Below are 23,442 nucleotides of genomic sequence, written 5' to 3' on the forward strand. Positions count from 1 at the left end.
AGCGCATTCTTTGCCGACAACTCACATGCAGTGATGCGGCTCTGACACTACGTTGCGTGAAGGTCACGCCAATTCGGGCATCACGCCCGGACGTTACGCATGGGACGTACGTTGCCTTTGAGTCTTAGGCCGCAGAAGGTCAGCCGCGCGAAAAACGCTTGAGAAGCACCGCGGAGGCCACCGGCCGGGCACCCGCCTTCGCGACGCCGTCGGCCACCTCGCGGTCGGTCGAGACCACGATGACCGGCCGCCCCAAAGGCTCCGCACGGACCAGCTGACGGATCAACTCGTCGGCGGTGACACCGGGCTTGGAGAACAGCACCCGCACCCCGCGCGGCGGCGCGAGCAGCACCGGCGCGGCCAGTTCGGCCCCGTCGAAGACACAGGTCACCTCGGAGCCGGTCTGCGCGGCGAGCTGGGAGAGCTGCCCGAGGAGCCGCAGCCGCTGCTTCTCCAGCGGCATCTGCGGATAGCCCGTCTTGGTGACGTTGTAGCCGTCGACGACCAGATGCGCCTGGGGCAGCGCGAGCAGCTGGTCGAGGATCGCGGGATCGCTCTCGGACAGCGCACGAGCGGCGATGTCCTTTGGTGTCATTCGTCCCGGTTCGACCGCGTCGACCGTCTCCGCCGGCCGCACCGACACGGGTGGCAGGGCGAGTTCGCGCCGCAGCCCCTGAGCGGCGTCCAGCACCGTGTCGAGGAGCAGCCGCACCCGCATGTCCTCGACACTGCGGCCCTCACGCGCCGCCCGCCGTGTCGCCTCCAGATTGGCCTCGACCTCGCCGAGGCGCGCCTTGAGCCGCCGGGTCTCGCTGTCGGAGGCGGACACCTGGGCCTGCGCCTCCGCCCGTACGCCGTCCATCTCGCCCTGGAGCTTGCGCAGGGCCGCCTCACCGCGCTTGACGTCGCTGAGGGCCCCGCGCAGCTTGCGGTGAAGCGATTCCGCTTCCTTCTTCGCCGACTCCACTTCCGAGCGCAGCCGTTCCGTCTCGGCCCTGGTCTGGCCGCGGGCCTCGGCGAGCTCCGCCCGCAGCCGCTCCAGCTCGGCACGGGTCTCCTCGTCGGCGCGTTCGGCGTCCGCCCGCAGGGCCTCCTCGCCGGCGGCGGTGACCAGCTTCACCCAGCCCGTGGGGCGCAGCACATAGGCCGCGGCCGCCACGTCCAGCGGATCCGCGGCCGGGGGCGGCGCGCCCGAGTCGAGGGCACCGGCGATCTCCGGCTGCGCCTCTCTCAGCTTCTCGGCGATGCGCTGTCTGAACAGCGTGTCCGTCTCCAGGGCGGCCGCCATGGCGTTCCCGGCGAACTTGGCCCGCCGATTGGGGGCGAACCGCGCATACTGCCGCAATTGGGCGGGCAGTTCACCGACGGTCAGCCCGCCGAAACCGTCGGAGACGATCTGCACGACGCGGCGGCGCACGCCGTCGGGCAGCGGACGGTCGAGCACCTCAGCGGCGCCGTCGTCCGGCTCCCCGCCTGTGGTCTCCGCCATCCGTCACCCCAATGTCTGTGCGGGGCCCGCTCCCTCAGGAGCCGGCACCCGGCCTGTCCACCAGTTCCACCTGGTCCACCGCGTTGCACCAGCGACACCGGACCGACTCGATGGTCTCACTGACCACCTCGCGCTCCTCGACCTTCGGCTCACCGGCCAGGTCGAGGTGCACATACTCGACGACCTTCGACGAGCGGGTCACGTCGAAACGCGTGAGGTTGCCGCACAGAGTGCAGCGCCAGCGCGTCTTGGCGTCCGGCAGGGGAACCGTCATGAGGCAGTCCGCTTCCTTCTAGTGTCCGTCCAGCGCCAGTCTCCTGGTGCATGTGGCTCGTAACCCTACGGCCTGGCAGCTCCCCGACGCTCCGCCGTCCACCGCGGCGAGGCGGTCTGTGTTCATCCGTCCCGTTACGCCATGCTCTGCACCATGATCAGCAAATGGAGTACGACGGTCGGCAAAGCGGTACGGAGTCAGTCGGCGCCGGTGACGTACGGGCTGATCGCCCTGTGCTGCCTGATCTTCGTGATCGGCCCGGCATCCGGCCTGAACCCGGTCTACGGCACCGGGGACACGCTGGCCGCCGCGCAGCGGGCCTACTTCCGGCGCTGGGGCGTGGTCCCCGGCGATCTGTTCGACGGAGCCGCACGCGAGGCGCTCACCCCCGCCACGGCCCTCTTCATCCACGGCAGTTGGCTCCATCTCCTGGGCAACATGCTCTTCTTCTTCGTCTTCGGGCTGATGACCGAGGAACGCATGGGGCATCTGCAGTTCGCCCTCTTCTACGTGTGCTGCGGCTATCTCGCGCTCCTCGGCTACGCCGCGGCCAACGCGGAGTCGCAGCAGTCCCTGGTCGGCGCCTCCGGGGCGATCTCCGCTGTTCTCGGCGCGTTCCTGTACCTGTTCCCCACGGCCCGGGTGACCAGTCTCCTGCCGTTCCTCTTCTTCCTGCCGCTGCGCTTTCCGGCCTGGGTGGTGCTGCCCTTCTGGGTGGCCCTCCAGGGGATGGCGGCGGGCCAGGACGACGGCGGCCCCGGGGTCGCCTATCTGGCCCATCTGGTGGGCTTCACACTCGGCTTCGGCTACGCGTGGCTGCGGTTCGGCCGGGCCGCCGCCGGGCCCGCCGAGGGGACACCGCCCCCGGCGACGGCCCGGCCGCACGGCGGACCCCCGGCGCGGCGACCGGGCAGCTTGGACCGCGAGTAGGGTGAGAGCCTCAGCAGCGGCCCCCGAGGGAGAGAACCAGCCGTGATCACCGCGATCGTCCTCATCAAGACCAGCGTGGACCGGATCCCCGAGATCGCCGAGTCGATCGCCGCGCTGGATTCCGTCAGCGAGGTCTTCTCCGTCACGGGTACGTACGACCTGATCGCGATGGTCCGGGTGCAGGCCCACGACGACCTGGCGGACGTCATCCCCGGCAAGATCAGCAAGATCCCGGGCGTCGAGGCCACGGACACGCACGTCGCGTTCCGCACCTACTCCCAGCACGACCTGGAGGCGGCGTTCGCGATCGGGCTCGACTCCTGATCGTGTGACCGCAGCACGAAGGGCCGCCCGGTCGCCGGGCGGCCCTTGACGAGAACCCCGCTCAGACGGCGGGCACGCAGCGGCCGTCCTCCGTGCGGTACCGCCACTTCGCGCCGTCCCGCACGAGCTCCTGCACCGCGGTGACGAAGCGCTCGACGTGCTCGTCGGGGGTACCCGCGCCGAAGCTGACGCGGATCGCGTTCAGGGACTTCTCGCCGGGCGCGGCCTCCGGGGCCCCGCACTCCCCTTGCGTCTGCGGGTCGCTGCCGAGCAGGGTCCTGACCAGCGGGTGGGCGCAGAAGAGGCCGTCGCGGACACCGATGCCGTACTCGGCGGAGAGCGCCGCGGCGAAGTGCGAGCTGTTCCAGCCCTCGACGACGAAGGAGATCACCCCGACGCGCGCGGCGTCGTCGCCGAAGAGCGAGAGCACCCGCACCTCGGGTACGCCGGCGAGACCGGCGCGGACGGTGTCGATCAGGTGGCGCTCGCGGGCGACCAGCGTGTCGAAGCCGGCCTCGGTGAGCGCCTTGCAGGCGGACGCGATCGCGTAGGCGCCGATGACGTTCGGTGAACCGGCCTCGTGCCGCGCAGCGGTGTCGTGCCACTCCACGTCCACACCGCCGTCCTCCCGCCGCGACACCTTGCGGCTCGCGCCGCCGCCCGCCAGATACGGGTCGGCCTCCCGCAGCCAGTCGGCGCGGCCCGCGAGGACGCCGGCGCCGAAGGGCGCGTACAGCTTGTGCCCGGAGAAGGCGACCCAGTCGACGTCGAGGTCCCGCACCGAGACCGGGTGGTGCGGGGCCAGTTGCGCGGCGTCCAGCACGATGCGCGCGCCGTGGGCGTGCGCGGCCGCGGCCAGTTCGCGCACCGGCCAGAGCTCGCCGGTCACGTTCGAGGCGCCGGTGACGCAGACCAGGGCGGGGCCGTGGGGATCGCGGTCGGCGAGGGCCCGCTCCAGCGTCGCGACCGCCTGCCCGGGGGTGCGCGGGGCGTTCAGGTACGTCACGTGCGCGTCCCGCCAGGGCAGCAGCGAGGCGTGGTGCTCGGTCTCGAAGACGAAGACCTGGCAGCCGGCCGGAAGGGTGGCGGCGAGCAGGTTGAGCGAGTCGGTGGTGGAGCGGGTGAAGACGAGCTGGTCGTCGGAGCGGCAGTCGAGGAATTCGGCGACGGTCCGGCGGGCGTTCTCGAACAGGTCGGTGGACAGCTGCGAGAGGTAGCCGGCCCCGCGGTGCACGCTGCCGTAGTACGGGGCGTACGCGGCGACGTCGTCCCACACCCGCTGGAGGGCGGGGGCGCTGGCGGCGTAGTCGAGCGCGGCGTAGCTGACCTCGCCGCCCGTCACGAGCGGGACGGTGACATCTCGCCCGAGAACGGCCAGAGGGGCACAAACGGACCGGTCGGCGGCAACGGTGGTGACAGACATGGCGAGCTCCTGTGAGAGGCAGGCGGAATCACCGCGCGGCCGGTGCACGGGGGCACGGCTCGGCGCGGGAAAAGCGTGAAAGGGGTACGCGGAGGCGGGGCTCGACGCCCTATCGCATTCGCTTGCTCACAGAAGGCTCCCTCGAACGACCAGGACCCCTGGTGACACGAGGGGTCCGCGCTTGCCGTAGACCTCGCTGCCTACGGCCTGGTCTTCACCCGGGGCACCCCGCCACGGACGGAGGGTTGCCGGACAGCCGGCCGGGGCCTGATGGCTGTCGCTCATGACCTGGTACAGCATCTTGCCAGAAGATCTTCGACGTGCAAGGCGCAGTCCAGGATCCGGACTGCGCCCTGTGTCACATCGGGTACGGACGGCAGTGGGTCAGGCGTTGCTGACCCGCACCCACCGGTCGAGGGCCTGCTTCGCGGCCCCCGAGTCGATCGACTCGGCCGCCTGCGCCATGGCGGCACGGATCTGTTCCGTGAGCGGCGCGTCGCCCGGCGAGAGCGCCACCAGCGCCGCCGCCGAGTTCAGCAGGACCGCGTCCCGCACGGGACCGCGCTCGCCGTTCAGCAGCCGTCGCGCGACGTCCGCGTTGTACGAGGCGTCGGCACCGCGCAGGGCCTCCACCGGGACCAGCTCGATCCCGACGTCACGCGGGTCGAAGCGCTCCTCGGTCACCTTGCCGTCGCGCACGACCCAGACGCGCGAGGTCGACGTGGTGGTCAGCTCGTCGAGCCCGTCGTCGCCGCGGAAGACCAGCGAGGAGTTGCCCCGCTCGGCGAAGACACCGGCCACGATGGGTGCCATGCGCGGGTCCGCCACACCGACGGCCTGGGCCTTCACCCGTGCCGGGTTGGTCAGCGGGCCGAGGATGTTGAACGTCGTCCGGATCCCCAGCTGGCCGCGCGCGGCGGCCACGTGACGCAGCGCCGGATGGAACTTCACGGCGAAGCAGAGGGTGATCCCGGCCTCCTCGGCCACCTCGGCGACCCGCTTCGGCGTCAGTTCCAGATTGACGCCGAGCTTCTCCAGGACGTCCGAGGCGCCCGAGGCCGACGACGCGGCCCGGTTGCCGTGCTTGACGACCTTGGCGCCGGTCCCGGCGACCACGATCGCGGACATCGTGGAGATGTTCACCGTCTTCGCGCCGTCGCCGCCCGTCCCGACGATGTCCACCGCCGGGCCCGGCACCTCGATCACATTGGCGTGCTCGTACATCGTCCGGACGAGTCCGGAGATCTCCTCGACCGTCTCGCCCTTGGCGCGCAGCGCCACCGCGAAGCCGGCGATCTGCGCGTCCGTCGCCTCGCCGCGCATGATGCGGTCCATCGCCCACGCCGTGTCGTCGGCGCTCTGGTCACGGCCGTCGAGCAGGCCGTTCAGTACCTCGGGCCAGGAACGGCCCGCCGCGATGTCGCCTCCAGCGGGGGTCACAGCACTCATATGCCGCTCCTGGGTTCGTAGACACGTACAAAAGGCGGGTACGCACGCACGTACCGGCAGGCTCCACCCTATCCAGCCCGGAGGACGGCAAAGAGCCCCGTCCATGCAATGGACGGGGCTCCAGCCGTGGCGATCAGCAGGATCGGTGGGTGATCAGTGGTGGCCGTGGCCGCTCGTGATCTCCTTGTACTCCTCGACCGTGGGCTTGGGGATCTGGTTGTCCTCCCCGTAGAAGCCCTTGCTCAGCTTGGCGCGCAGTCGCTCCGGGCCGTTGACCTTGCGCTCGACACCGTTCTCGTCGACCGTCGGGCCGATCTCGGCCGGCTTGTACTGCTCGTGCGCGGTGAGCGTGTGCAGCGCGTCCTGGCTGAGCGGCTCGTGGACCTCGATGAACTCACCGTGCGGCAGGCGCTTGATGATGCCCGACTCGCGGCCGTGCAGCACCTTGTCCCGGTCGCGGCGCTGGAGGCCGAGGCAGATCCGCTTGGTGGCGATGAAGACCAGCACCGGCACGACGAAGAACGCGATCCGGACGAACCAGGTGATCGAGTTGATCGACAGGTGGAAGTGCGTGGCCCAGAGGTCGTTGCCACCACCGACGAGCAGGACGAAGTACCAGCTGATCCAGGCGGCACCGAACGCGGTCCGGGTCGGGACGTTGCGCGGGCGGTCCAGGATGTGGTGCTCGCGCTTGTCGCCGGTGACCCAGGACTCGATGAACGGGTAGACCGCGATCGCGACCAGGACCAGCGGGAAGATGATCAGCGGGATGAACACACCCAGGACGAGCGTGTGACCCCAGAAATTGATCTCCCAGCCGGGCATGACACGGATCAGACCCTCGGAGAAGCCCATGTACCAGTCGGGCTGGGCGCCCGTGGACACCTGGTCCGGACGGTACGGGCCCAGGGACCAGATCGGGTTGATCGAGGCGATCGCCGCGATGGCCGCGATGACACCGAAGACCAGGAAGAAGAAGCCTCCGGCCTTGGCCATGTAGACCGGCAGCAGCGGCATGCCGACGACGTTGTTGTTCGTCTTGCCGGGGCCCGCGTACTGCGTGTGCTTGTGGTAGAAGACCAGGATCAGGTGGCCGACGACCAGGCCGAGCATGATGCCCGGCAGCAGCAGCACGTGCACCGAGTAGAAGCGGGCCACGAAGTCGCCGCCCGGGAACTCGCCGCCGAAGAGGAAGAACGACAGGTACGTGCCGACGATCGGCACGGACAGGATCGCGCCCTCCATGAAGCGGACACCGGTGCCGGAGAGCAGGTCGTCCGGGAGCGAGTAGCCGGTGAAGCCGGTGAACATGCCCAGGACGAACAGCAGGAATCCGAAGATCCAGTTGACCTCACGGGGCTTGCGGAACGCACCCGTGAAGAACACGCGCATCATGTGCACGAACATGCCGGCGAGGAAGATCAGCGCCGCCCAGTGGTGGATCTGCCGGATCAGCAGACCACCGCGCACATCGAAGGAGATGTGCATGGTCGAGTTGAACGCCTCGGACATCAGCTGGCCCTGCAGCGGGACGTAGCTGCCGTGGTACTCCACCTCGTTCATCGACGGGTGGAAGAACAGCGTCAGGTACACACCCGTGAGGATGATGATGATGAAGCTGTAGAGGCAGACCTCACCCAACATGAACGACCAGTGGTCGGGGAAGATCTTGCGCATGTTGGCCTTGGCCAGGGAGTAGATCCCCAGGCGGCCGTCGGCCCAGTCGGCTACCCGCTCACCCGCGGGCGCCTTCTCGCGCGAGCGCGAGTCGGAGGTCGTGGTAGTGCTCATCCGCGCTCCCAGAATGCAGGACCGACGGGCTCTTCGAAGTCGCCGAGCGCCTCGAGGTAGCCCTCGTCGTTCACGCCGATGCGCAGCTGCGGCAGGGCGTGACCGGCCGGGCCGAAGATGACTCGGGCACCGTCGGAGAGGTCGAAGGTGGACTGGTGGCACGGGCAGAGGACGTGGTGCGTCTGCTGCTCGTACAGGGAGATCGGGCAACCGACGTGGGTGCAGATCTTCGAGTAGGCCACGATGCCCTCGTGGGACCACTCGAGTTCCTGCTTGTCCTTGATGTTCGCCGGCTGGAGCCGGACGATCATCAGGGCCGCCTTGGCGATCTCCTTCTGGAAGTCCTCGTCGTGCTCCTCCAGGCCCTCGGGCTTGGCGAAGGTGAGCGAACCGACGGCGACGTCCGAGGGACGCAGCGGCTCGTTCGTGTTCATGTTGACGAGCAGCTTGCCCTTGGACCACAGCGTGTGGCGGAGCTTGGTGCCGGGCAGCGGACCGAGGTCGCGCAGCAGCACCACGCCGGAGAGCGGGAACAGGGCCAGCGCGCCGAACATCGTGTTGCGGATCAGCTTGCGGCGGCCGAGCGCGGACTCCTTGGCGCCCTGCTTGAAGTCGGCCAGGACCTTGGCCCTGACCTCGGGCTCCGCCGAGATCGGGTGACGCTCGTCGATGATCTCGACGTCGGACATCAGGGTGCGGGCCCAGTGGACCGCGCCCGCACCGATCGTGAACAGCGCCACGCCGAGGGTCAGACCGAGCGCGAAGTTCATCGCGCTGACGTGGCCGATCGGGAAGACGTAGATCGACTTGTCGCTCGGGATCGTCACGTACGACGCGATGAAGCCGGCGGTCGCCAGCATCGACAGCGTGAACAGGAAGGCGACCGTGCGCTCGGACCGCTTGGCGGCCCGCTCGTCGATGTCCTGGATGCGGTGCTCGTGGGGCGGCAGGCCGGGGTCCGCGAACGGGTTCGTCTCGTCCGCGACGGCTACCGTGCCGGGAGCGTGCTCGTCGGCGTCCTGCGCAGCGGGCAGGTTCTCTTCTGGAATGTCTTGGCTACTCATGACTTCTTGGCCTTTGCGGTCCGAGCGGCGACCCAGACGGCGACGGCGATCAGCGCGCCGAGACCGAACACCCAGCCGAACAGGCCCTCACTGACCGGCCCGAGGCCACCCAGTTCGAGGCCGCCGGGGCTCTCGGTGTCGTCACCGTTGACCGCGTCGAGGTACGCGATGATGTCCTGCTTGTTCTTCGTCGACAGCGTCGTGTCGGGGAAGGACGGCATGTTCTGCGGGCCGGTCTGCATGGCCTCGTAGATGTGCTTCGGGTCGACACCTTCCAGGCTGGGCGCGAACTTGCCGTGGGTGAGCGCGCCGCCCTTGCCGGTGAAGTTGTGGCACTGGGCGCAGTTGGTGCGGAAGAGCTCGCCACCCGCGGCGATGTCCGCCCCCTCGGGGCTGACCTGGTTCTTGGTCGGGATCGCGGGACCGGCGCCGAGCGAAGCGATGTACGCCGCCAGCTGATCGATCTCGGCCTGCGAGTAGATGACCTTCTTCTTCGGGATCTGCGCGCCCGGCTGCTGGGCCGGCATACGGCCGGTGCCGACCTGGAAGTCGACCGCCGCGGCGCCGACGCCCACGAGGCTCGGCCCGTCGGTGGTGCCCTGACCGCCGGTGCCGTGGCAGCTTGCGCAGCCCACGGCGTAGAGCTTCTTGCCCTCGTCGATGGCGAGGGACTGGGCGGTTTCATCGGCCTGCGCCTTGCCCGCGGGTGCGAACGCGGCGTACAGCCCCCCGGTGGCCGCCAGCGCGAGGAGTAGGACGACGACCGCCGCCAGCGGATGGCGTCGTCGTGCGGAGAGCTTTTTCACGGATTACCCCGGTGTCAGGATCTTCTGCGTCGATGCTTCTGGATGTGTCGGGCGGTGGGCCCGGCTACTTGATCATGTAGATCGTGGCGAAGAGGCCGATCCAGACGACATCGACGAAGTGCCAGTAGTAGGACACGACGATGGCGGCGGTCGCCTGCTCATGGGTGAACCTCCGGGCCGCGTAGGTGCGGCCGAGGACCAGCAGGAAGGCGATCAGGCCGCCCGTCACGTGCAGTCCGTGGAAGCCGGTGGTCAGGTAGAACACCGAGCCGTACGGGTCGGAGGAGAGCGAGAGCCCGTCCTTCTTGACCAGCTCGGTGTACTCGAAGACCTGACCGCCGATGAAGATCGCACCCATGATGAAGGTGACGACGAACCACATCCGGAGCTTCTTCACGTCCCCGCGCTCGGCGGCGAAGACGCCGAGCTGACAGGTCAGAGAGGAGAGCACCAGGATCGTGGTGTTCGTCGCGGAGAACGGGAAGTTCAGGCTGGACGCCATTTCCTTCCAGTGCTCCGGCCCGGTCACCGATCGCAGGGTGAAGTACATCGCGAAGAGGGCCGCGAAGAACATCAGCTCGGAACTCAGCCAGATGATGGTTCCGACGCTGGTGAGGTTCGGCCGATTGACCGACGGGTGCGCGTGCCCGGTTTCTACTGTCGTTGCTGTCGCCACGACCGACATTATGTCGGTCGCTTATCCCGCCCTCACCCCGGGGGGTGCCGTTCGGAGTGTTGATGGGGCGTGTCCAGCCCATATGGCCCATCGAAGGCCTGTCCGAACCGGTGTTGACGAGGTGTTCAAGGGAGTAGCATCCGCGCATCGGGGCCTGACCGATCAACCCGATCGCTTCATGTCCGTACGACGCCGACGTCTCGGAGGAAGAATGCAGCCGACCGCCACGGTGCTGGTCTACAGCGACGACTCCAACACCCGCGAACAGGTGCGGCTCGCAACCGGGCGCAGGCCCGCTCCCGACGTCCCCGCCGTCGAGTTCGTGGAGTGCGCGACGCCGGCCGCCGTCGTCCGTGAGCTCGACAAGGGCGGCATCGACGTCTGCGTGCTGGACGGCGAGGCCGTGCCGATGGGCGGCATGGGTCTGTGCCGGCAGATCAAGGACGAGGTCTTCAACTGCCCGCCCGTGCTCGTCCTGATCGGCCGGCCCCAGGACGCCTGGCTGGCCACGTGGAGCCGCGCGGAGGCGGCCGTGACCCATCCGGTGGACCCGGTGGAGTTCGCGGCCTCGCTGGCCTCCCTGCTGCGCCGTAAGGCTCTTCTGGGCGCCTGAGAGACGGGCTCCCGCCCGGCGCCCGGACGTCACACGGACTCTGGGCGCAGGCGGGCCTTCTCCGCCGGAGCGGGGGCATCGGGGGTGCCGCCCACGACGGCGCTGCCCTCGCGCCACTTCTTCCAAGGCATGTTCCAGTCGCCGAAGCCGTTGCCGAACGGGTCCATCGTCGCGCCGTTGGAGTTCTTGACCTGCACGATGTCGCCCTCGCGGACATTGTCGAAGAACCACTCGGCGTTGCTGGTGCTCATGCCGGTGCAGCCGTGGCTGACGTTGGCGTATCCCTGGTCGCCCACGGACCAGGGCGCGGCGTGCACGTACTCGCCGCTCCAGGTGACCCGGGTGGCGTAGTAGACGGGCAGGTCGTACGAGTCCGCGCTGTCCTCGGCGATGCCGACGGTGGTGCCGCGCATCCGTACGAAGTACTGCTTCTCCAGCACCACCTTGACTCCGTTGCGGGTCTCGAAGCCGGCCTTGCCGGTGGTGACCGGGATCTGGTTGATCTGCCGGCCGTTGCGATAGACCGTCATCGAGTGCGCCGCGGCGTCCGTGACGGCGACGAGCTTGTCGCCGGTGGTGAGTTTCAGTGCCTTGGCGTTGCCGCCCCACAGACGGTCGCCGATCCGGATGCCCGCCAGGTTGCTGTGCGCCTGGATCGTGGCGTGGACGGGCCAGTACTCCTTGGGGCGGTAGTGCAGCGTCTTGTCGTCCACCCAGTGCCAGGCGCCCTCCACGGCGGGGATCGAGTCGACCTTGAGGGCCCGCTCGACGACCGTGCGGGCCGCCTTGTCCTTGACGGGGACGCTGAGTTCGGCCGTGACGGGCTGCCCCACCCCGTAGGTGCCCTCCTTCGGGCCGAACTTCACGTCCACGTGCTGCTTCGTGGTGGGCGTGGTGGTGTCGAACTCGAAGGTCTTGCGGCCCTGGGCGCCGTCCTCGTCCTCGGTGCTCACCCGCACCGTGTAGTGGGCGCCTGCGGCCAGCGGGGAGGTGCTGTGCCAGCGGCTGCCGTCGGCGGCGAGTTCGCCGACGACATAGCGTCCTGACGCGTCCGTGGCCGTGACGTCGGTGATCTGCTCGTCGTCGTCCTCGGCGGTGATTTCCAGAGGCTTGTCCGGGTCGATCTTCGCGGCCTTCTTGCCGTCGCCGGATACACCGTTGAAGGAGATCAGTCCCGCCGCGTCGTACGGCTTCGCCGAGAGCGGATGGCCGTCGGAGCAGGCGGTGACGCCGGCGCCGAGGGCGACCACCAGGGCTGTGCAGCCGATGACCGTGCGGATGCGCGGAGAGTGGTTCATGGGCCCACGCTATGAACGACCGTCAACTGCTGCGCGGCGGGTGACCCGTGCGGGGGACGGCTACCGGCAAACGAGGGAGCCCGGACCCTCCTCGCGGAAAGTCCGGGCTCCCGGGTGATCGACGCGCCCTACTGGGTGCGGTTCTCACCGTGGTAGTACTCGAAGACCCAGCCCCACAGGCCGATCATGATGATCGGGGCCGAGAAGTACAGCAGCCACCAGCCGAAGACGACGCCCATGAAGGCGAGCGCGCCACCGACACCGAGCGCGAGCGGCTGCCAGCTGTGCGGGCTGAAGAAGCCCACCTCGCCGGCCTCGTCCGCGACGTCGGCCTCCTTGTTGTCCTGGGCCATCTGGTCGACCCGCCGGGCCGTGAAGGCCAGGTAGTAGCCGATCATGATGCTCAGGCCGAAGCCCAGGAAGAGCGCCGTGGTACCGGCCGGCTCCTTCGACCACACGCCATAGACGATCGCCATGACGAGGATGAAGAGGGCCAGCCAGATGAACATCTTGCCTTGGACCTTCACTTGCCGGCCTCCTTGCCACCAGACAGAGCCGACGTACCGTGACCGGCGTTCTCGAGCTGGTCGAGAGCGGCGATCTCCGGGTGGTGCAGGTCGAACGCCGGGGATTCACTGCGGATCCGCGGCAGGGTGAGGAAGTTGTGCCGCGGCGGCGGGCAGGACGTAGCCCACTCCAGCGAACGGCCGTAGCCCCACGGGTCGTCGACGCCGACCGGCTTGCCGTACTTGGCCGTCTTCCACACGTTGTAGAGGAACGGCAGGATCGACAGGCCGAGCAGGAACGAGCTGATCGTCGAGATCGTGTTCAGCGCGGTGAAGCCGTCGGCCGCGAGGTAGTCCGCGTAACGACGCGGCATGCCCTCGGCACCCAGCCAGTGCTGCACCAGGAACGTGCCGTGGAAGCCGACGAACAGCGTCCAGAAGGTGATCTTGCCGAGGCGCTCGTCGAGCATCTTGCCGGTCATCTTCGGCCACCAGAAGTGGAAGCCGGAGAACATCGCGAACACCACGGTGCCGAAGACGACGTAGTGGAAGTGAGCCACCACGAAGTACGAGTCGGAGACATGGAAGTCCATCGGCGGCGAGGCCAGGATGACGCCGGTCAGACCACCGAAGGTGAAGGTGATGAGGAAGCCGACGGCCCAGAGCATCGGTGTCTCGAAGGACAAGGAGCCCTTCCACATCGTTCCGATCCAGTTGAAGAACTTCACACCCGTCGGAACGGCGATGAGGAACGTCATGAAGGAGAAGAACGGGAGCAGTACACCGCCGGTGACGTACATGTGGTGGGCCCACACCGTCACGGACAGACCGGCGATCGCGATGGTCGCGCCGATCAGGCCCATGTAACCGAACATCGGCTTGCGCGAGAAGACCGGGATGACCTCGGAGATGATCCCGAAGAACGGCAGCGCGATGATGTACACCTCTGGATGCCCGAAGAACCAGAAGAGGTGTTGCCAGAGCAAGGCTCCGCCGTTCGCCGCGTCGAAGACATGCGCACCGAATTTACGGTCCGCCTCCAGCGCGAACAGGGCCGCCGCGAGGACGGGGAAGGCCAGCAGCACCAGCACCGCGGTGAGCAGCACGTTCCACACGAAAATCGGCATGCGGAACATCGTCATGCCCGGAGCGCGCATGCAGATGATGGTGGTGATGAAGTTGACCGCGCCGAGGATGGTGCCGAAGCCGGAGAAGGCCAGACCCATGATCCACATGTCGGCGCCGATGCCCGGCGAGCGGACCGCGTCCGACAGCGGGGAGTAGGCGAACCAGCCGAAGTCGGCCGCGCCCTGCGGGGTGAGGAAGCCACCGACCGCGATCGTCGAGCCGAAGAGGTACAGCCAGTACGCGAACATGTTCAGCCGCGGGAACGCCACGTCGGGCGCGCCGATCTGCAGCGGCATGATCCAGTTCGTGAAACCGGCGAACAGCGGCGTCGCGAACATCAGCAGCATGATCGTGCCGTGCATCGTGAACGCCTGGTTGAACTGCTCGTTCGACATGATCTGCAGACCGGGCCGGGCGAGCTCGGCGCGCATGAGCAGCGCCATGACGCCGCCGATGCAGAAGAACGCGAACGACGTCACCAGATACAGCGTGCCGATCGTCTTGTGGTCGGTGGTGGTGAGCCATTTGACCACGACGTTGCCGGGCTGCTTGCGCCGGACCGGTACCTCGTTCTCGTACGAGTCCTCGGTCTCGGCGGCACCCTGAGGTTCGTTGAGGATGCTCACAGGTTGTTCGTCTCCCGGTTCTTCTCGTGGCCCGTCTGCTCAATGCCGGCCGGGACGTAACCGGTCTGACCCTTCGCCGCGAGCTCCTTGAGGTGGGCCTCGTAGCGCTCGGGGGAGACGACCTTCACGTTGAAGAGCATCCGGGAGTGGTCGACGCCGCAGAGTTCGGCGCACTTGCCCAGGAAGGTGCCCTCCTTGTTGGGGGTCACCTGGAAGGCATTGGTGTGGCCCGGAATGACGTCCTGCTTCATCAGGAACGGCACCACCCAGAAGGAGTGGATGACGTCACGCGAGGTGAGGACGAAGCGGACCGTCTTGCCCTTGGGGAGCCAGAGGGTCGGGCCGGGGTTGTTCGTCTGGGGGTTCCGCGTGCCGGGCGTGCCGACGTCGTAGACACCGCCGGCGTTCGCCGGGAAGTCCGCCTTGAACCGGTCCGGAATCGCGGCCAGGTTCGGGTCGGTCTTCGCGTCACCGGTCGAGCCGGGGACGTCCGCGACGTAGTTGAAGCCCCAGCTCCACTGGAAGCCGACCACGTTGACCGTGATGTCGGGCTTCGGCTTGAGGCTGAGGAGCTTCGTCTCGTCGCGGGCGGTGAAGTAGAACAACACCGAGACGATGATGAGCGGGACCACGGTGTACAGCGCCTCGATGGGCATGTTGTACCGGGTCTGGGGAGGAACTTCGACCTTGGTGCGGCTGCGCCGGTGGAAGAAAGCACTCCACAGGATCAGGCCCCACACCAGCACGCCCACGGCGAGCGCCGCCGCCCAGGAACCCTGCCACAGGGAGAGGATCCGCGGAGCCTCTTCCGTGGTCGGGGTGGGCATACCAAGGCGGGGGAAGTCTTCCCAGTTGTACGAGCAACCGGTGGCTGTCGCCAGGACCAGGCCCGCAGTCATTGCCTGCAGCAGCTTCCGCCGCATCGGGCGCCGCGGCGAGCGGTCGGAGCCGTTGGGACTCACGTAGCGCCTTCCCGAGAGTCTCGCCCGCGCTACTGGCTGCGGCCTTCTCGCTGGTCGGTCGCCGCCCTGCGTCGGGCAGGGGTTTGGATGTTTATGCGGACCAAACCCTACTGGACGCTATTTGGGGTCGCGCGGGGAGGGTCCCTAACGCGCCGGGGGTCACCCCGAAGGGGGTGGGATGACCCGTGGGGTCTGGTTTCTGACGGGAGATCGGGACGTCCGGGCGGTCCGGTTCGTCCGATGGGTCCCGGCCGTGGGCCGGTGGGCGGCGCCCGCGCTCTTCCCCGCACCCGTGCCGCCCGCGGGGAAGTTCTAACGTTGCTGTGTGTCCTACTTCGATGCCGCCTCCGCCGCTCCCCTCCATCCCGTTGCCCGCCAGGCGCTGTTGGCCTCCCTCGACGAGGGCTGGGCCGATCCGTCCCGGCTGTACCGGGAGGGGCGCAGGGCCCGGATGCTGCTGGACGCGGCGCGCGAGGCGACCGCGGAGGCGGTGGGGTGCAGGCCCGACGAGCTGGTGTTCACGCCGTCCGGGACGCGGGCCGTGCACACGGGCGTCGCGGGGGCGCTGGCCGGCCGGCGGCGGATCGGAAACCACCTGATCGTGTCATCCGTCGAACATTCCTCGGTGCTCCATTCGGCAGACATGTTCGAAGCGGGCGGCGGATCGGTCACCCAGGTGCCGGTGCTGCGGACGGGCGCGGTGACCGTCGAGTCGTACGAGGAGGCGCTGCGGCCGGACACCGCGCTGGCGTGCCTCCAGTCCGCCAACCACGAGGTGGGGACCGAGCAGCCGGTGGCGGCGGTGGCCGAGGCGTGCCGGGCGGCGGGGGTGCCGCTGCTCGTGGACGCGGCCCAGTCGCTGGGGTGGGGGCCCGTCGAGGGCGGCTGGGCGGTGCTGACCGGAAGTGCCCACAAGTGGGGCGGGCCGTCCGGCGTCGGCGTGCTCGTCGTGCGCAAGGGAGTGCGGTTCGCGGCCCAAGGTCCCCTGGACGAACGGGAGTCGGGGCGGGCCGCCGGTTTCGAGAACCTCCCCGCGATCGTCGCCGCGGCAGCCTCCCTGCGCGCGGTGCGGGCCGAGGCGGCCCAGGAGGCGGAGCGGCTGCGGGAGCTGACGGAACGGATCCGGGCGCGGGTTCCGCGGCTGGTGCCGGACGTGGAGGTGGTCGGCGACCCGGACCGGCGGCTGCCCGGGGTCGTCACCTTCTCCTGTCTCTATGTCGACGGGGAGGCGCTGCTGCACGCCCTGGACCGGGAGGGTTTCTCCGTCTCGTCCGGATCGTCCTGCACGAGCAGCACGCTGACGCCGAGCCATGTGCTGCGGGCGATGGGTGTGCTGACCGAGGGCAACGTCCGGGTGTCGCTGCCCGTGGGGGCGGCCGAGGAGGACGTCGAGCGCTTCCTGTCGGTGCTTCCGCGGACGGTGGCCGGGGTGCGGGAGAAGCTGGGGGCGCCTGCTCCCACGACGGTGGTGCGGGCCGACGAACTGGTCGTGGACGCCCTCGGCAAGCGCTGCCCGATCCCCGTCATCGAGCTGGCGAAGGTCATCGGGGACGTGCCGGTGGGCGGCACGGTGCGGGTGCTCTCGGACGACGAGGCGGCCCGGCTGGACATCCCGGCATGGTGCGAGATGCGGGAACAGGAGTACGTCGGGGAGGAGCCGGCGGACCGGGGCTCGGCCTATGTGGTCCGCCGGCTGTCCTGACTAGGCGAGGTGCGCCTGGACCTCGGCGGCGGCCTCGTGGCCGTAGGCCTTGGTGAAGCGGTCCATGAAGTGGACGCGGCGCAGCTGGTACTCCTGCGTGCCGACGGTCTCGATGACCAGCGTGGCCAGCATGCAGCCGATCTGGGCGGCGCGCTCCAGCGAGACGCCCCAGGCGAGACCGGAGAGGAAGCCGGCCCGGAAGGCGTCGCCGACGCCCGTCGGGTCGGCCTTGCGCTCCTCCTCGGGGCAGCCGACCTCGATCGTCGCCTCGCCGGCCCGCTCGATGCGCACACCCTGCGCGCCGAGGGTCGTCACCCGGTGGCCGACCTTGCCGAGGATCTCCTCGTCGGTCCAGCCCGTCTTGGACTCGATGAGCCCCTTCTCGTACTCGTTGGAGAAGAGGTAGGTCGCCCCGTCCAGCAGTATCCGGATCTCCTCGCCGTCCATGCGGGCGATCTGCTGGGAGAAGTCGGCCGCGAAGGAGATCCCGCGCGAGCGGCACTCCTCGGTGTGGCGGAGCATCCCCTCGGGGTCGTCCGCGCCGATCAGGACGAGGTCGAGGCCGCCGACCCGGTCCGCCACGGCCTTGAGCTCGATGAGCCGGGCCTCGCTCATCGCGCCCGTGTAGAAGGAGCCGATCTGGTTGTGGTCGGCGTCGGTGGTGCACACGAAGCGCGCGGTGTGCAGGACCTCGGAGATGCGGACCGAGCCGGTGTCGACGCCGTGCCGGTCCAGCCAGGCGCGGTACTCGTCGAAGTCGGAGCCCGCGGCCCCGACCAGGATCGGCCGGGTGCCGAGCTGGCCCATGCCGAAGGCGATGTTCGCGCCGACCCCGCCCCGGCGCACGTCGAGGTTGTCGACGAGGAAGGAGAGGGAGACCGTGTGCAGCTGGTCGGCGACGAGCTGGTCGGCGAACCTGCCGGGGAAGGTCATGAGGTGGTCGGTGGCGATGGAGCCGGTGACTGCGATACGCACGGCTGGGACACGCTCCTGCGAGGAGATGGAAGGGGGCGCGCGAAGCGCTCTTCGGAAGAGGGTCGTGGGTGACGACTGCGTTGACAGTTCACGCTACCCGGTCGGGGCGCGCCCTCTGAAGCGGGCAAAACTACCCGATAGTAGATCTTTCTTCGTGACGCCATCGGTGCATACGGTTCCGGTATGACGAACCTCAAGGTCCACGGCCCCGCCCCGCTCGGCCCGGTGAGTGAACTCGAAGGCGATCTGGCGACGCTTCGCGGCGACTGCGCCCGGATGGCCCGGCACTGGTCCGCCCCCGCCCCCGCGGCCGCCCGCCCCGTCTCCCCCTCGCGCATCCACGGGGTCACGGTGCCGCCCGCCTCCGCACGGCTGCTGGACGCGATGTCCGACTACGGCGACTGATCCCTTCCACGCGACCGGGCGCCGCCGAACAGGTGAATTTCGGAGGGCGCCCGCAGGGAACCGCACGCTCCCCCGGCGCGTCCCATCGCTGTCCCCCGTAAAGGGGATGCGGTATACGACCCACCAGAGCCCGTTTTTGACAGGGCCGGGTCATGGGACAGCAGAGCCGAAGGAGCGATGCGGTGAGCACCGAGCGACCCGACAACGACGCGGCCCCTCCCGTCGAGGGGCCTGCCGAGGGTCCCGCCGAGGAGCCGGGGGGCCCGCGCGGCCGGCGATCCCCCGTGGTCATCGCCTCGGTCGCGGCCGCGGTGCTGCTCGTCGGGGGCGGCGGCGCGTACTTCGCGGCGACCGCGTCCGGCGGCGGGAGCGGTCAGGGGTCCGGGGCCCCCGGGGGTGACGGCACTCCCCCGCCGCTCGCCCTGGACGGCTACTCGGAGGGAGCCACGAGCGGCTCGGGGTCCGACGGCGGCACCGACGGCATCGCGCCGGGCGAACCCAACCCGTACGGCGTGACCTACCGCGCGGACGGGGAACTGCCCGACGGGCCGGACTCGTCACCCGTGTACTGGGCGAAGGGCGAGGTGACCGGTGCCGAGGTGGCCCGGCTCGCGAAGGCCCTCGGTCTGAAGGGCACGCCGAGGCTGGCCGGTGACGTCTGGAAGGTCGGCGTCACCAAGGACGCCGGCGAGCCCCACCTCCAGGTGAACCGGGCGGCGCCCGGGACCTGGACGTACAGCTCGTTCGTCCCCGGGACCGACAACTGCCCCAAGGGCAAGCGCTGCGTACCGGTCGGCTCCGCCGGTCTGGCCGGGATGCGTCCGGGGGCGGTGAGCGAGGAGGAGGCCAAGAAGGCGGCCGCTCCGGTGCTGAAGGCCGTCGGGCAGGACGACGCGAAGCTGGACGCGACCCAGCTCATGAACGACGACCGGGTGCGTGTCGTGAACGCGGACCCGAAGGTCGGCGGGCTTCCCACGTACGGCTGGGCCACCGGGCTCCAGATCGGTTCCGAGGGCAAGGTCGTCAGCGGCAGCGGACAGCTGAAGGCGCCGGTGAAGGGCGACACCTACCCGGTCCTCGGGGCGCGGAAGACCCTCGACCTGATGAACGGCGGTTCGGCGGCGGCGCCGGGCGGCGGGCGCAAGGGCATCGGCGGCTGCGCCAGCCCCGTACCGCTCAAGGACCGCGACGAGAAGCCGTGCGAGCACGCGACGACGCTGCCGGCGACGCAGACGACGACCGTCGAGAAGGCCGTGTTCGGGCTGGCGGCACGCGTCGCGGACGGACGGCAGGCGCTGGTGCCGTCCTGGCTGTTCGAGGTACGGACGCAGGGGGCGCAAGACGCCTTCACGGTGACGCATCCGGCGGTCGAGCCGCGGTATCTGGCCGCACCGCAGCCGTCGCAGCCCGCGCCGGCCCAGACACCCAGCCCGCGGCCGACCGGACCCCGTGACGAGCCGACCTCGGGGCCGACGACCCGGGACGTCAAGGTCGTCGGCTACACCGCCGACGGCAAGAAACTGACCGTGAGCTTCTGGGGCGGGGTGTGCTCCGACTACTCGGCCTCGGCGGACCAGAGCTCGGACAAGGTGCAGGTCACGGTCACCGAGACGCCGTGGAAGGACAAGGTCTGCATCATGATCGCCAAGCTCGTCGAGCGGACCGTGACCCTGGACGAGCCGCTCGGTGACCGCAAGGTCGTGGGGTCGGACGGCAAACAGATCCCGGAGGGCAAGCCGGCCGGCGCGGAGATGAACTCTCCCACGTCGGCGCAGCCCCGGTAGCGGTGCGACCGCCCGCACGACGCGGGCGGTTTGTCCCCTCCCTTGACGTCCGGGCTCAGGCATCGGTGGGATGCGGCGGTCGAGGGGCGGAGGACGAAGCGATGAGCGCGGGCGACGAGCAGGTTCCGGCGGACGGCATCCTGGAGCCGGGGACCGACGAACGGGGCACGCCCGACGGGCGGCGGTCCCGGCGGACGGTCCTCTCGATCGCGGCGGCGACGCTGCTGCTCCTCGGGGGTGCGGGATACGGGGTGCTGCGGGCCTCCGGCAACGGGAGCCCCGGAAGCGGAGCCGCCTCGCCGGACGCACGGCCGGCCGATGCCGGGCGGAACACGCCCGCCGCACGGCCGACCGATGCCGGGGGGAGCGCGCCCGCCGCACCGAGTGCCGGTGCCGGGCAGCTGACGACTCCGCTGCCGGTCCGCATCGTCTACCACCTGGAGGGCGCGCTGCCGCGTGCTCCCCGGTCCGCCCCGCTGTACCGCGCCGACCGCAAGGTCACCGAGGCGGAGACGGCCCGCCTCGCTCGCGCGCTCGGCGTGACCGGCGTACGGGACCAGGGCGACTTCTGGTCGAACCCCCCGAGTGGCGAGCTCATCGTGCAGAAGGACCAGTGGGGCGCATGGGGCTACGGCAAGCGCCCGGACAAGAGCACACGGCTGGTCGACGAGGACCGCGCGAAAGCCGCCGCACTCCCCGTCCTGAAAGCGCTGGGGCAGACCGACTCCACCCTGGCCACGGCCCCGGCACCGGAGAACAGGCGGCGTGTCACCGCCGACCCGATGATCGACGGGCTGCCCACGTCAGGCTGGACCACCGAGCTCTCCGTGGACGGCGACGGCCGGGTGACCTCCGCCACGGGCTTCGTGGGGCTGCCCCGTCGTATCGGCGAGGCGCCGGTGACGAGTTCCCGCACGGCGCTGACACGCACCGGGGCGCAGTTCGCCGGGCCCGGCGTCCCCTCGGAAGTGCCCGGGACGGAGACCCGCCATGTGACGATCCGGTCGGTACGGCTGATCCTCACCTACGAACCCTGCCCTGCCAAAGGCGCACGGCTCGCGCCCGCGTGGGAGGTCGGCGGCTGGGATCCCGCCAGACCGGAGGGCAGGTGGTTCGAGGAGGCCGTGCCGCCCGAGGACCCCAGCGAGTGCCTCTGACCCGCGCACGTGACTTCGACCTGTGCACGCCCTTCGACCTGCACACTTGACCGGCACACAACGAAGGCGGCGCCCCGTCTCAGGGGGCGCCGCCTTCGTACGTGACCGGACGTGTGCCGGGGCCTAGCTGAAGGAGTCGCCGCAGGCGCAGGAGCCCGTCGCGTTCGGGTTGTCGATCGTGAAGCCCTGCTTCTCGATGGTGTCCACGAAGTCGATGGACGCGCCGCCCAGGTACGGGGCGCTCATGCGGTCGGTGACGACCTTGACGCCGTCGAAGTCCTTCACGACGTCGCCGTCGAGGGAGCGCTCGTCGAAGAAGAGCTGGTAGCGCAGGCCGGAGCAGCCACCGGGCTGAACGGCGACGCGCAGCGCCAGATCGTCGCGGCCTTCCTGGTCGAGCAGGGCCTTGACCTTGGCCGCTGCGGCGTCGGACAGGATGATGCCGTCGCTCACGGTGGTGGTCTCGTCCGATACGGACATCTGCTTCTCTCCCGGGTTGTACGGAGACTGCTTGCCGACGGTTGCAACCGGCGGGGCCGCGGATTCATTCCGGGCCGTGCGCGTGTCTTTTCTGCCTTTCCGTATTCATGCTCGCACATGCCCCTGCGCGCGGACAGCGCCCTGTGGACAACCCCACGGACACCTCCGTGTCACCTGCCGTCGAGGCGACCGGGATTCACGTCACATCGACGCTATGGACATCGTCAACGTGACGTGAAGCGGTTATGATAGATAGCGTCAATTCGACGAAAAGGCATTGTTCCGCCGGACCCGCACCTACGGGCCCGGCGAGCCGCAGAACAGAAAGGGTGCGTGTCGTGACCACCGCCCAGACCCAGGAGCTCGACGTACAGCCGACGCCCCTCGCCCTGCTGCTGCTCGGCCGTGAGGCCGACCCGAAGAGCGAGCGGGGTGTCGAGTGTCCCGGCGACCTGCCCTCGCCGTCCGACCCCGACCTGGTCGAGCGCGCCCGCGCGGCCAAGGAGAAGCTCGGCGACAAGGTCTTCGTGCTCGGCCACCACTACCAGCGCGACGAGGTCATCCAGTTCGCGGACGTCACGGGCGACTCCTTCAAGCTGGCCCGGGACGCGGCCGCCCGCCCGCAGGCGGAGTACATCGTCTTCTGCGGTGTGCACTTCATGGCCGAGTCCGCCGACATCCTCACCGGCGACGACCAGAAGGTCGTCCTGCCCGACCTCGCGGCCGGCTGCTCGATGGCCGACATGGCCACCGCCGAACAGGTCGCCGAGTGCTGGGACGTGCTCACCGAGGCCGGCATCGCCGAGCAGGTGGTGCCCGTCTCGTACATGAACTCCTCCGCGGACATCAAGGCGTTCACCGGCAAGCACGGTGGCACCATCTGCACGTCGTCGAACGCCCGGCGCGCGCTGGACTGGGCCTTCGAGCAGGGGTCGAAGGTGCTCTTCCTGCCCGACCAGCACCTGGGCCGCAACACCGCCGTCCGCGACATGGGCATGTCCCTCGACGACTGCGTCGTCTACAACCCGCACAAGCCGAACGGCGGGCTCACGGCCGAGCAGCTGCGCGGCGCGAAGATGATCCTGTGGCGGGGCCACTGCTCGGTGCACGGCCGCTTCTCGCTGGACTCGGTGAACGACGTGCGCGAGCGCATCCCCGGCGTGAACGTCCTCGTCCACCCCGAGTGCAAGCACGAAGTGGTCGCCGCCGCCGACTACGTGGGCTCCACGGAGTACATCATCAAGGCCCTGGAGGCGGCCCCGGCCGGCTCGAAGTGGGCGATCGGCACGGAGCTCAACCTCGTACGGCGACTGGCCAACCGCTTCGCGTCCGAGGACAAGGAGATCGTGTTCCTCGACAAGACGGTCTGCTTCTGCTCGACGATGAACCGCATCGACCTGCCGCACCTGGTCTGGACGCTGGAGTCGCTCGCCGAGGGCAATCTGGTCAACCGCATCGAGGTGGACCGCGAGACGGAGCAGTTCGCCAAGCTCGCGCTGGAGCGGATGCTGGCCCTGCCGTAGGTCCCGCGTCTGCACGCGAAAGGGGCGCCCCTCCGGCGGAGGAGCGCCCCTTCGGCG

22 protein-coding genes and 1 riboswitch are annotated in these 23,442 nt (G+C 69.4%); of the genes, 8 read left to right on the forward strand and 14 right to left on the reverse strand.

Going from position 1 to position 23,442, the window contains the following annotated elements:
- Positions 1-139: 139 nt before the first annotated feature.
- Together ACSYGO_RS15230 and ACSYGO_RS15235 are read right to left on the reverse strand one after the other, a co-directional pair.
- Entirely contained in the window at positions 140-1,489 is a 1,350-nt protein-coding gene (locus ACSYGO_RS15230) for an NYN domain-containing protein (protein WP_435220180.1), read from the reverse strand.
- 34 nt (positions 1,490-1,523) lie between these two features.
- Positions 1,524-1,763 carry a hypothetical protein gene (locus ACSYGO_RS15235; protein ID WP_037624014.1) on the reverse strand — a complete coding sequence of 80 codons (240 nt, stop codon included), beginning with the start codon at positions 1,761-1,763 and terminating at the stop codon, positions 1,524-1,526.
- A 153-nt stretch (positions 1,764-1,916) separates the two neighbouring features.
- Between ACSYGO_RS15235 and ACSYGO_RS15240 the strand changes: the two genes are divergently transcribed.
- Both ACSYGO_RS15240 and ACSYGO_RS15245 read left to right on the forward strand, forming a co-directional pair.
- Complete coding sequence (locus ACSYGO_RS15240) at positions 1,917-2,693, forward strand: rhomboid family intramembrane serine protease (RefSeq protein WP_426675831.1); 777 nt, start codon at positions 1,917-1,919, stop codon at positions 2,691-2,693.
- Between the two features lie 42 nt (positions 2,694-2,735).
- A complete protein-coding gene (locus ACSYGO_RS15245) occupies positions 2,736-3,017 on the forward strand; it encodes an Lrp/AsnC family transcriptional regulator (protein WP_028803252.1) in 282 nt (93 codons plus the stop codon).
- Positions 3,018-3,078: 61 nt separating this feature from the next.
- On the opposite strand, the gene ACSYGO_RS15250 is transcribed toward ACSYGO_RS15245, so the two are convergent.
- The 6 genes from ACSYGO_RS15250 to ctaE form a co-directional block, all read right to left on the reverse strand.
- Complete coding sequence (locus tag ACSYGO_RS15250; protein ID WP_460386861.1) at positions 3,079-4,440, reverse strand: aminotransferase class V-fold PLP-dependent enzyme; 1,362 nt, start codon at positions 4,438-4,440, stop codon at positions 3,079-3,081.
- Positions 4,441-4,612: 172 nt separating this feature from the next.
- Positions 4,613-4,729: riboswitch (SAM riboswitch) on the reverse strand.
- A 95-nt stretch (positions 4,730-4,824) separates the two neighbouring features.
- The gene (trpD, locus tag ACSYGO_RS15255) at positions 4,825-5,889 is read right to left on the reverse strand and encodes an anthranilate phosphoribosyltransferase (RefSeq protein ID WP_426675829.1); all 1,065 of its coding nucleotides are present in this window, start codon (positions 5,887-5,889) and stop codon (positions 4,825-4,827) included.
- 153 nt (positions 5,890-6,042) lie between these two features.
- On the reverse strand, positions 6,043-7,680 hold the full coding sequence (qcrB, locus tag ACSYGO_RS15260; protein ID WP_426675828.1) for a cytochrome bc1 complex cytochrome b subunit: 1,638 nt from the start codon (positions 7,678-7,680) through the stop codon (positions 6,043-6,045).
- Entirely contained in the window at positions 7,677-8,744 is a 1,068-nt protein-coding gene (qcrA, locus tag ACSYGO_RS15265; protein WP_426675827.1) for a cytochrome bc1 complex Rieske iron-sulfur subunit, read from the reverse strand. Before qcrA ends, qcrB begins: the two co-directional genes overlap by 4 nt.
- Entirely contained in the window at positions 8,741-9,550 is an 810-nt protein-coding gene (gene qcrC, locus ACSYGO_RS15270) for a cytochrome bc1 complex diheme cytochrome c subunit (RefSeq protein WP_345643487.1), read from the reverse strand. The genes qcrA and qcrC overlap by 4 nt, the downstream gene beginning before the upstream one ends.
- Positions 9,551-9,614: 64 nt before the next feature.
- Positions 9,615-10,235, reverse strand: a complete 621-nt coding sequence (ctaE, locus tag ACSYGO_RS15275) for an aa3-type cytochrome oxidase subunit III (RefSeq protein WP_028803258.1) — start codon at positions 10,233-10,235, stop codon at positions 9,615-9,617.
- Between the two features lie 202 nt (positions 10,236-10,437).
- Between ctaE and ACSYGO_RS15280 the strand changes: the two genes are divergently transcribed.
- Positions 10,438-10,839: a response regulator gene (locus ACSYGO_RS15280; RefSeq protein ID WP_095933790.1), complete on the forward strand. Its 402-nt coding sequence runs from the start codon at positions 10,438-10,440 to the stop codon at positions 10,837-10,839.
- A 29-nt stretch (positions 10,840-10,868) separates the two neighbouring features.
- On the opposite strand, the gene ACSYGO_RS15285 is transcribed toward ACSYGO_RS15280, so the two are convergent.
- From ACSYGO_RS15285 to ctaC, 4 genes are all read right to left on the reverse strand, one after another.
- Positions 10,869-12,137: a L,D-transpeptidase gene (locus ACSYGO_RS15285; protein WP_426675826.1), complete on the reverse strand. Its 1,269-nt coding sequence runs from the start codon at positions 12,135-12,137 to the stop codon at positions 10,869-10,871.
- Positions 12,138-12,265: 128 nt separating this feature from the next.
- A complete protein-coding gene (locus tag ACSYGO_RS15290) occupies positions 12,266-12,664 on the reverse strand; it encodes a cytochrome c oxidase subunit 4 (RefSeq protein ID WP_095933792.1) in 399 nt (132 codons plus the stop codon).
- The gene (ctaD, locus tag ACSYGO_RS15295) at positions 12,661-14,397 is read right to left on the reverse strand and encodes an aa3-type cytochrome oxidase subunit I (protein ID WP_345643474.1); all 1,737 of its coding nucleotides are present in this window, start codon (positions 14,395-14,397) and stop codon (positions 12,661-12,663) included. Before ctaD ends, ACSYGO_RS15290 begins: the two co-directional genes overlap by 4 nt.
- Positions 14,394-15,359, reverse strand: a complete 966-nt coding sequence (ctaC, locus tag ACSYGO_RS15300) for an aa3-type cytochrome oxidase subunit II (RefSeq protein WP_345643469.1) — start codon at positions 15,357-15,359, stop codon at positions 14,394-14,396. The genes ctaD and ctaC overlap by 4 nt, the downstream gene beginning before the upstream one ends.
- 325 nt (positions 15,360-15,684) lie before the next feature.
- On the opposite strand from ctaC, the gene ACSYGO_RS15305 reads away from it, so the two are divergent.
- On the forward strand, positions 15,685-17,061 hold the full coding sequence (locus ACSYGO_RS15305) for a cysteine desulfurase/sulfurtransferase TusA family protein (RefSeq protein ID WP_435220183.1): 1,377 nt from the start codon (positions 15,685-15,687) through the stop codon (positions 17,059-17,061).
- Here ACSYGO_RS15305 and ACSYGO_RS15310 read toward each other — a convergent pair whose 3' ends face one another.
- Positions 17,062-18,036: a carbohydrate kinase family protein gene (locus ACSYGO_RS15310; protein WP_426675824.1), complete on the reverse strand. Its 975-nt coding sequence runs from the start codon at positions 18,034-18,036 to the stop codon at positions 17,062-17,064. It lies immediately after the preceding gene.
- A gap of 183 nt (positions 18,037-18,219) precedes the next feature.
- Here ACSYGO_RS15310 and ACSYGO_RS15315 point away from each other — a divergent pair, with 183 nt between their 5' ends.
- The 3 genes from ACSYGO_RS15315 to ACSYGO_RS15325 all read left to right on the forward strand — a co-directional run bounded on the left by ACSYGO_RS15315 (position 18,220) and on the right by ACSYGO_RS15325 (position 21,382).
- Positions 18,220-18,441 (forward strand): hypothetical protein, encoded by a 222-nt coding sequence (locus tag ACSYGO_RS15315; RefSeq protein WP_426675823.1) that lies wholly within the window; start codon positions 18,220-18,222, stop codon positions 18,439-18,441.
- A 182-nt stretch (positions 18,442-18,623) separates the two neighbouring features.
- Positions 18,624-20,225: a hypothetical protein gene (locus ACSYGO_RS15320; RefSeq protein ID WP_460386863.1), complete on the forward strand. Its 1,602-nt coding sequence runs from the start codon at positions 18,624-18,626 to the stop codon at positions 20,223-20,225.
- Positions 20,226-20,326: 101 nt separating this feature from the next.
- Entirely contained in the window at positions 20,327-21,382 is a 1,056-nt protein-coding gene (locus tag ACSYGO_RS15325; RefSeq protein WP_460386864.1) for a hypothetical protein, read from the forward strand.
- 123 nt (positions 21,383-21,505) lie between these two features.
- Here the strand turns inward: ACSYGO_RS15325 and ACSYGO_RS15330 are convergent, their stop codons facing one another.
- Positions 21,506-21,862, reverse strand: coding sequence for a HesB/IscA family protein (locus tag ACSYGO_RS15330; RefSeq protein ID WP_282538608.1), 357 nt, complete (start codon positions 21,860-21,862; stop codon positions 21,506-21,508).
- Between the two features lie 338 nt (positions 21,863-22,200).
- On the opposite strand from ACSYGO_RS15330, the gene nadA reads away from it, so the two are divergent.
- Complete coding sequence (nadA, locus tag ACSYGO_RS15335) at positions 22,201-23,385, forward strand: quinolinate synthase NadA (RefSeq protein ID WP_179332380.1); 1,185 nt, start codon at positions 22,201-22,203, stop codon at positions 23,383-23,385.
- Positions 23,386-23,442 lie beyond the last annotated feature (57 nt).

It is taken from the genome of Streptomyces krungchingensis, assembly GCF_054729265.1.

Bases quoted from the DNA above. Each gene is read 5' to 3' on its own strand.
- ACSYGO_RS15315 (WP_426675823.1), top strand. From the start codon at position 18,220: ATGACGAACCTCAAGGTCCACGGCCCCGCCCCGCTCGGCCCGGTGAGT.
- ACSYGO_RS15280 (WP_095933790.1), top strand. From the start codon at position 10,438: ATGCAGCCGACCGCCACGGTGCTGGTCTACAGCGACGACTCCAACACC.
- ACSYGO_RS15250 (WP_460386861.1), bottom strand. From the start codon at position 4,440: ATGTCTGTCACCACCGTTGCCGCCGACCGGTCCGTTTGTGCCCCTCTG.
- ACSYGO_RS15240 (WP_426675831.1), top strand. From the start codon at position 1,917: ATGATCAGCAAATGGAGTACGACGGTCGGCAAAGCGGTACGGAGTCAG.
- qcrB (WP_426675828.1), bottom strand. From the start codon at position 7,680: ATGAGCACTACCACGACCTCCGACTCGCGCTCGCGCGAGAAGGCGCCC.
- ACSYGO_RS15330 (WP_282538608.1), bottom strand. From the start codon at position 21,862: ATGTCCGTATCGGACGAGACCACCACCGTGAGCGACGGCATCATCCTG.
- ctaE (WP_028803258.1), bottom strand. From the start codon at position 10,235: ATGTCGGTCGTGGCGACAGCAACGACAGTAGAAACCGGGCACGCGCAC.
- ACSYGO_RS15235 (WP_037624014.1), bottom strand. From the start codon at position 1,763: ATGACGGTTCCCCTGCCGGACGCCAAGACGCGCTGGCGCTGCACTCTG.
- ACSYGO_RS15325 (WP_460386864.1), top strand. From the start codon at position 20,327: ATGAGCGCGGGCGACGAGCAGGTTCCGGCGGACGGCATCCTGGAGCCG.
- ACSYGO_RS15230 (WP_435220180.1), bottom strand. From the start codon at position 1,489: ATGGCGGAGACCACAGGCGGGGAGCCGGACGACGGCGCCGCTGAGGTG.
- qcrA (WP_426675827.1), bottom strand. From the start codon at position 8,744: ATGAGTAGCCAAGACATTCCAGAAGAGAACCTGCCCGCTGCGCAGGAC.
- trpD (WP_426675829.1), bottom strand. From the start codon at position 5,889: ATGAGTGCTGTGACCCCCGCTGGAGGCGACATCGCGGCGGGCCGTTCC.
- ACSYGO_RS15285 (WP_426675826.1), bottom strand. From the start codon at position 12,137: ATGAACCACTCTCCGCGCATCCGCACGGTCATCGGCTGCACAGCCCTG.